At 75.5% G+C, this 8820-nt stretch carries 1 protein-coding gene and 2 pseudogenes; 1 reads left to right on the forward strand and 2 read right to left on the reverse strand.

Annotation, left to right across the window (positions count from 1 at the left end):
• Together ACTUAL_RS12725 and ACTUAL_RS12730 are read right to left on the reverse strand one after the other, a co-directional pair.
• Window positions 1-1655, reverse strand: a pseudogene (locus tag ACTUAL_RS12725) (hypothetical protein); the annotation flags it as partial.
• A gap of 165 nt (window positions 1656-1820) precedes the next feature.
• Window positions 1821-2567, reverse strand: coding sequence for a hypothetical protein (locus tag ACTUAL_RS12730; RefSeq protein WP_440900382.1), 747 nt, complete (start codon window positions 2565-2567; stop codon window positions 1821-1823).
• On the opposite strand from ACTUAL_RS12730, the pseudogene ACTUAL_RS12735 reads away from it, so the two are divergent.
• Window positions 2545-8820: pseudogene (locus ACTUAL_RS12735) on the forward strand (hypothetical protein); the annotation flags it as partial. The gene ACTUAL_RS12730 and the pseudogene ACTUAL_RS12735 overlap by 23 nt on opposite strands.

Raw genomic sequence — 8820 nt, forward strand, 5'->3', positions numbered from 1 at the left:
CCCGGTTCGACGCCGGGTGCCGCTCCCGGTGGCGCGCCGAAGATCCCGACCGCGATGCCCAGCACCCCGCCGACGACCGGCGGTCCGGTGCCCAACGCGCAGGCGCCGAGCACCTCCGGTCCGACGCAGGGCGCGACGCCCCCGTCGTCCCAGACGGCGCAGCCCGGTGGCCGCCCCGGCACCCCGTCCGCGCCGGGCACGACGCCCCCGATGGCGGGCGGCATGGCGCCCCCGCCCGCGGCGGGTGGCGCGGTCCCCCCGGCCGCGACGACGGGCGGCGGTTCGAAGTTCGGCGGTCCGAGCACGCCGAAGGGCGTGTTCGACGCGCCCAAGCCCCCGGTGGGCGACGGCACGGTGAAGTCGGCCCCGACGTCCGGCCCGTCCACGCCGGGCGCGGCCCCGACCCCGACCCCGAGGACCCCCACCGCCACCTCGCCGACCGGGACCCCCGCGACCGGCGCACCCAGCACGACCACGCCCGGCCCGAACGCGCCGGCCGCTCCCGCGAACCGGGGCGGCCTCGGCCTGCCCCCGACCACGACGCCCCCGCCCGGCGCGAACGCGCCCGCCCCGAACACCGGGGCCACCCCGCCCGGCGCGCAGGGCAACCGAGGCGGCCTGAACGTGCCGCCCCCGCTGGCGACCACGCCCCCGTCGACGTCTCCGACGACGTCCGCCCCCGGCTCCCCGACCACCCCGCCCCCGGCGGGCAGCGCGGGCAACCGAGGCGGTCTGGGCACCCCGCCGCCGCCATCCGGCGCGGTGAACACGCCCACCCCGCAGCCCACGAACCAGCCCAGCGCGACCGCGCCGGGCGCGCAGTCCCCTGGCGCGCAGTCCCCTGGCGCGCAGGGCAACCGGGGTGGTTTCACGCCTCCGGCCACCACCCCGAGCACGCCGCCCGCGCAGCCGAGCACGCCGCCCCCGGCCCCGGTGTCCTCGCAGCCGAGCACCCCGGCCCTGAGCACCTCGACCCCGAGCACGCCGCCCCCGGCAAGCTCCACTCCGGGCACGCCGCCCCCGGCAAGCCCGACGCCCGGCGCCTCCACGCCGAGCACCCAGTCGCCCAGCACCCAGTCGCCCAGCACGCCGCCCCCGGCAAGCCAGTCGCCGAGCACGCCGTCCCCGGCCAGCCCGACGCCCGGTGTCACCTCGCCGAGCGCCCCTGCGCCGAACGCGCAGAACACCCCGACGACGAACCAGCAGGGCACGCCGTCCCCGTCCGCGCAGGGCAACAGGGGCGGTCTGAACGTGCCGCCCGCAGCGGCGTCGACGCCCCCGCCGGTCGCCCCGAACACCCCGCAGGTCACGCCGCCGACGTCCACGACGCCCCCGGCTGCCCCTCCGGCTCCGCCCTCGGCCCCGAGCACGGCGGGCGCCTCCACCCCGGCGACGCCGCCCCCGGCGAGCACGCCGAGCACGAGCGCCCCCACCACGAGCACCCCGACGCCGCCCCCGACGACCACCCCCGGGGCGAACACGCAGCCGCCCGGCGCCCAGTCGCCGAGCACGCAGCCCCCCAGCACCCAGTCGCCCAACACCCAGCAGTCGCCCAACACCCCGCCCGCGGCCACCCAGCCGAAGGCGGGCCCGGTCGGCGCGCCGCCGGTCGCGCCGCAGCAGGTCAGCGCGCCGCCCGCGCAGCCCCAGAGCACCCCGACCCCGGCTCCGCAGCACCCGTCTGCCCAGAGCCAGCCCACGCCGCCCCCGGCGACCCAGCCCACGAGCACGCCGCCCCCGGCTACTCAGACCCCGGCCGCCCAGCCCTCGGCGACCCCGCCCCCGGCTGCGCAGACCCCGAGCACTCCGGCACCGACTGCTCAAACCCCGAGCACGTCAGCCCCCGCTGCGCAGAGCACCAGCCCGTCGTCTCCGGCGACGCCGCCCGCGCAGACCACCCCGGCCCCGGCCGCGACGCCTGCACCGCCCTCGGCGAACACCCCGCAGGCCGCTCCGCCCACCCCCGGCACGCCGCAGGCGAGCACCACGCCCACCAGCGGCCCCTCGGTCACCCCGCCGACCAGCACCACGCCCCCGGCCACGACGCCGAGCACCCCCGCACCGAGCAGCACCACCCCGACCACCCCCGCTCCGGCCAGCACCCCGCCGACCACCCCGGCCCCGAGCACCCCGACGCCGGGCAGCACCGCGCCCAAGGCGGGCGCGGACACCGCGCACGCGCCGACCGCCACCCCGGCGGCCACCCCGCCTGCGGCGAACGCCCCGGCGGGCACCCCGCCCGCCAGCGGGCCCTCGGTCACCCCGCCGACCAGCGGTCCGGCGGCCAACCCGAGCACCAGCAACCCGGCCGCCAACCCGAGCACGAATGGCCCGGCCGCCAACCCGAGCACCAGCGGCCCCGCGGTCACCCCGCCCACCAGCGGCCCGATCGCCAGCACCCCGCCCGCCGCGCAGACGCCGGGGGCGTCCACCACGGTCCTCCCCCCGGCCACCCCCGCCGCGCAGCCCCCCGCCGCGCAGTCGCCGTCCGGCAAGGCCGCCGACGGGGCCGCGCGTCCCGGTGACCCGAACGCCCAGCCGATCGTGGCGCCGCTGCCCGTCGGCACGCCGTCCCCCGGCGCCTCCCGGCCCGCGCCCGCGAGCCAGAACCCCGACACCCGCGGTTCGCAGGTCGACCCGGACGCCCTCGTCGTCGACCCGGACCTCAAGGCCCAGCTCGACGCCGCCATCGAGGCCAACGCGAAGGGCCACCCCGGTCCCGACCTGACCGCGCAGCGCCCCGACTTCCCGCAGACCCGCGCCGACGCCTGGAACAACTTCAAGCAGGCCGAGCACAACGTCGTCCAGGCCAAGGCCGAGCTGGACGCGGCCCAGCAGCGGCACGACGTTGCCGGGCCCAGCAGCGCGCCGAAGGACCTCGCCGACGCGCAGGCCAGGTTCGACGCGGCCAAGTCGGACTTCGACGCGTCCGTCCAGGACGTGCGCGCCTGGGGCAACGACCCCGCCACGCTGCTCGACACCCAGGCAGACCTGCGCGAGCAGTCCCTCAAGGACAACCCGCGCCTGCTCGGCGGCACCCGCGACCCCCAGACGCCCCAGCTCATCCGGGACCTGTTGGCCCCCACCACCCCGGTGCCGCCGACCGTCACCCCGGCGACCGCCACGGCCCCTCCCGCGCCGCCGTCAGCGGACACCACGACCACCGCGCCCCCCGCGCCGCCGTCGCCGGACACCACGACCACCCCGGCGCCGCCGGACGCCTCGGTCACGCCCGCCCCGAGCACCCAGGTGGACCAGGGCCCGGCGCTGCCGGACTTCGACCCGGCCCCGCCCTCGCCGCGCGCCCCCTCCCCGGACCTGGCCCGCGCGCAGGAGAACTACGACGGCGCCCGCAGCGACCTGGACCAGGCCACCCAGGCCCGGTACGAGGCGATCACCTCCAACGCGCCGCCCAGCACGATCGCGGGCATCGACGCGGAGATCGCCAGCATCCACAGCGACATCCAGCAGGCCGCCGCGGACGTCGACGCGGTCCTGCGGGCCGAGTCGCCCTCGGACGCCCGGTTCCAGCAGTGGCACGAGCAGGCCTTCGGCCCGGACACCCCAGTCCCCGACACCGCGCGCCCCGACTCGCCCGCGCCCACCACGGCGACCCCGGACCCCGCCGTCCAGGACCCCTCGGTCCAGGACCCGGCGAGCCCGGACGCCAAGTCCGACGCGGACACCGACGCCGACGCCGCGCCCGACGTGGACGTGCCGCCCGCGCGCCAGCCGCAGAACCTCGAGTCCGTGCTGCCGCGCGACCAGTGGTGGCGGCTCTTCCTGGACCCGCGCGACCACAACGACGCGCAGGCCCAGCAGCCGCACGACCCCGGCAACCTGTACGACACGCAGTCGTCCCCCGGCTTCAAGCAGAGCATGGAGACGGCGTACGAGCAGATCCTCAACCCGCCGGACATGTCCGCGCAGCGCCTGACCTCCGCCGACTACAAGCGGATGCACGAGCTCGCGACCGCGAACCTGAAGCAGCAGTTCGACTGGTCCGGCCAGCTCGGCCCGCAGGGCAACGCGATCCCGACCGAGTTCCCGCTGCGCAACGACACCGTGGCCGCCGACGTGCTCAGCGACTCGATCAACGGCCGCCCGCTGATGATCGACATGCAGGCGCACTTCGCCAACCCGTCGTCGGGCCCGGTGCAGGACCCGCTGACGATCCTCAACCGGCACAGCTACGACAACCCCGCGATCAGCACGAACTACCGGTTCGACGAGGCGCCCGGCCTGATCGACGCGGTGCTGACCCGCTACTACGAGAACACCGCGAACGCGAAGACCGACCACGAGAAGCTGCGCGAGATCGCCCGCGTGGTGCGGACCTCGCACATCATCCACCCGTTCCAGGACGGCAACCGCAGGCTGAACGTGCACCTGCTGCTGCCCAGGCTGCTGCTGGAGCAGGGCTTCAAGCCGGTGATCCTGCCGGAGATGCCGCAGCTGTTCCAGGGCGGTTTCGACCTGGACCAGATCGCCACCGCGCTCGCGGGCGGTCAGGACAAGGACCTGACGGCGAACGTCTTCCCGCCCCCGCAGGCCCAGCCCTCGCAGGCGGAGCTGGACGCGCAGGCCAAGGTCGACGCCGCGATCGAGGCCAACCTCCAGGCCCAGATCGACGGACCCGTCAGCCCCGAGGTCCAGGCCCAGCTCAACCGCGACATCGAGAACGCCTTCGCCGACCTCGGCGACGCCCGCGGCCTCCCGCCCGCACCGCTGTCGCAGCCCGAGGTGGACGCGATCGCCCAGCTCGACGCGGCCATCGAGGCGAACCTGGACGCGCACCTGGACGGGCCGGTCAGCCCGGACCGGCAGGCGCAGCTGAACAACGACATCGAGTCCGCGTTCGCGAACCTCAACGACGCGCGCACCATCGCGCCCCCGACCACGTCGGCGCCCGCGTCGCCGCAGCAGCGGTACGACAACGCGGTCGGCCAGGTCGACACCGCGATCGAGGCCAACCACCGGGCGCAGCTGAACGGCCCGGTCAGCCCGGACACCCAGGCGCAGCTCAACCGCGACATCGAGTCCGCCTTCGCCGAGCTGAACGCCGCGCGCGACGGCCTCACCCCCGCGCCGCCCGCCGTCGACGCGCCGCCCGCGCGCGACACCGGCGCCCCGCCTCCCCCGCCGGGAGACCGGGACGCGGACCCCGGCCCGAGCCGCAACCGGGGCGGCGACGACCTCGGCGCGCCGCCCGGCGGCGGTCGCGGCGGCCGGGGCGCGCCCCCGCCCGCCGACCCCACCGCGCGGCCGGACGCGCCCGCGCCCCGCGACACCGGCTCCCCCAGGGACAGCAGCACCCCGACGCCGGACACCCCGACGCCCGACACCCAGGCGCCGGGCGGCAGCAGGCCGAGCACGCCGGCGCCCGCGCCGACCGCCGTGACGCCCACCCCGGCGTCCCCGGACGCGCAGGTTCCGGGCGGTCGGTCCGACGTCGACACCCAGGCCCCGAGCACGGCGAGGCCGGACACCGACGTGCCCGGCGTCAACGACCGCGGCGCGGACACCCCGGGCGTCCAGAGCCCGAGCACCCCGGCCCCGAACGTCCAGGCGCAGGACCCCCAGGCCCCGAGCACCCGCGCGCCCGAGACCCAGGTCTCGAACGACCGGGGCGTCGACGGCCAGGTCCCGTCCCCGCAGTCGCCGAACCAGCAGTCGCCCAACCAGCAGTCCCCCGACACCACCACCCCGAACACCCAGGCCCCCACCACCCGCGCGCCGGAGACCCAGCCCGGTGGTGGCCGCCCGGACGCGCCGCTCACCCTGTCCCCGGACCTGCGGGCGAAGTTCGACCAGGCGCTGGAGGCCGACGCGAACGGCCACCCCGGCCCGAACCTCGGCAAGCAGCGCGAGGACTTCCCGCAGACCCGCTCCCAGGCGTGGGGCGACTTCAAGAAGGCCGAGTTCGACTACAAGCAGGCCAAGGCCGACCTCGACGTCGCCAAGGCCAGGGTCGACACCGCGGGCCCCGCCACCGCGCAGCGGGACCTGCCCGCCGCGCAGGCCAAGCACGACGCGGCGGCGGGCGACGTGCGCAGGGCCGCGAACGACGTGCGCGCCTGGGGCAATGACCCGGCCAGGCTGCTCGACGTCGAGTCGAACCTGCGCGAGCAGTCCCTCAAGGACAACCCGAGGGCCCTCGGCGGCGCCAGGACCAGCGGGAACCCGCAGTCGTTCCGCGACCTGGTCGGCCCGCCGCGCTCGGACACGGGCCTGTCGGACGTGAGCATGACCGACGCCCAGCCGTCCGACTCCAGGGTCGCCGACGTGGAGATGGTCGACGGGCACGCCGACGTCGACCACACCCCCGGACCGCCCTACGACCTGCCGAACGCCAAGACCATCACGCTCAACCCGAGGATGGGCACGTACAACCCGGCGTTCAAGGCCCTCGCCGACGGCCCCGTCAAGGTGCCGGACGCGAAGAACTACCTGGGGCACCTCGAGCACAGCGTCGCGAACAACCACCCGCCGTCGTTCGTGGTCAACATCGTCGTCCCGCACTCCAAGCTGGGCGAGCTGGACTCCGTCATCGACAGCATCAAGGCGGACATGCCCGCCGAGCTGGACGGCAGGGTCGCCTTCGTGTTCGGCGTCAACGGCCGCGACGGGTCGGACGCGCAGATCAAGTCCGCCATGAGGAACGCCCAGGACACGATCAACCAGCGCACGAACGACCCGATCGCGCTGGTCAACGTCGGCACGTTCGACGGGGCCTTCCCGTACGGGCAGATGCGCAACGACACCATCAAGAGCGACATCAACAAGTTCGCGGTGTCGGCGATGGTCGGCAAGGGCACCCACCCGTACCTGGCGATCCAGGACTTCGACGTGGCCAGCCGGAACGTGCCGTCCGGCAAGCACATCTTCCAGCACATCACGGACCTGATGGCCAACCCGGACGTCACCGTGGACGGCAGGCCGCAGCCGAACCGGCCGCTGCTCCTCGGCGGCGGCTACCGGCCGATCTCCGACTTCGGCAAGGTCCGCGAGAGCGGCAAGGCGCTGATCGACCAGGAGATCCAGCAGCTCAAGGACGACGCCAAGGGCCGCCCCGACAAGAAGACCCAGAAGAAGATCGCGAACCTCGAGGCGAAGCGCGACAAGATCGACACGCCGGAGTTCAAGACCGCCTTCGAGCGGGCGATCGCGAACGACATGCAGACCCGCGACAACCTGGCGAAGTCGCACCCGCTGCTGCCGTACATCCCGGAGCCCAACCTGTTCGTGGACGGCGTGGCCACCACGGCGATCAAGGACTCCAAGTTCGGCCCGGTCGGCGCCGAGTACGGCAACCTCGCCACGTCGATGCACAAGCTGTACGCGAACGAGCTGAACACGCACTACTCGGCCGAGTACCAGGCCGGGAAGAAGGACTTCGCGCCGCCGTCGTACGACCCCGACATGAAGGTCGACGACCTGTACGACTCGCTGGAGGGCAACGCCTCCGCGAACGCGCAGAACAACCAGCACCCGCAGCGCGGCACGGCCTTCCAGACCGACTTCGCCGCGGGCGCGATCGAGACCGACCTCGGCCGGTTCGTGCAGAAGTTCGCGATGGACGGCTCGCTGCCGCAGAGCCACGTGCCCGCGAACGACGCGGTGAAGCGGTTCTACAACCAGCAGGCCGCGCGCAAGGGCATCCACTTCAAGGAGTTCCAGGAGCAGTTCACCTCGATGGACGTCGGGGGGCGCAACCCGGCGGCGAACCCGCAGGGCCCCCGCCCCGACGGCTCGTGGCGGCCCGACCAGGACGTGGACAGCCTGGGCACGCAGGACGTGAACAAGCTCGCGTACTCGATCTCGACGACGCCGAGCAACAAGGGCGACTTCGGCGGCGTGACCGTCGGCGTCGACCCGGCGCTGAAGTACGTGACGGCCGTCAACCTGGTGTCCGCGCCGACGCCGATCAACGTGCGCAACAACATCCAGACGATCGGCGCGTACGTGCTGCCGACCGCCCCGCCGCCCGCGCCGGGAACGCTGTTCCACGCGGTCGACGCGGCGAGGCGCGACGGCGTCGGCCCGGACACGTCGGTCGACCTGCGGCACGACACGATCACGCGCGTCCAGAACGACCCGGACGTCGCGAAGATGGTCGGCGAGTTCAGCATCGACAACCCCGTCCCGCCCGGCCACCTGGTCAACAGCCTGGTGCAGCCCGCCCCGTGGACGAACCGGCCCGACTCGCCGGTGGAGAACGCGCAGGCGCAGAAGGCGAACGAGCTCGCGGCGAACATGCTGGCCTCGCAGCTGGAGCGGCCGATCGAGATCGTGTCGGTGAACCAGCCGAACCCGACCGTCACCCGGATCGACCCGGTGTCGGGCCGCGACGCCGAGCCGCTGCGGATCTACCACGACGTGGACCCGAACGGCCGGAACACCTTCCACGCCGAGCCGCCGCGGAGCACCCGCCCCGAGCCGTCGCCGGAGGCGGCGCGGCCCGACGGCACGCCGGACGTCCCGCCGCCGGCGGCGCGCCCGGAGGCGCAGTACTTCACCCGCCCGGAGACCCCGGCGCCCGCGCCGGGCGCCCGGTCGGTGGACGCGGGCACGCCGTCGCGCGACGTCCCGCCCGCGCGGGGCGGCCTGTTCGGCGCGAACCCGTTCACGCCGAACCCGGCCACGCCGAACCCGTCGGTCCAGACCCCGTCGGTCCAGACCCCGAACGCGCAGAACCCGAGCGCCCAGACCCCGGCCGCGCGGGACACCCCTGCCCAGACCCGGTCGCCGCAGGACCCGTCGATCCCGACGCCGCCCCCGCAGCCCCCCCCCCCCCCCCCCCCCCCCCCCCCGAACCAG

Source organism: Actinosynnema sp., from assembly GCF_052038725.1.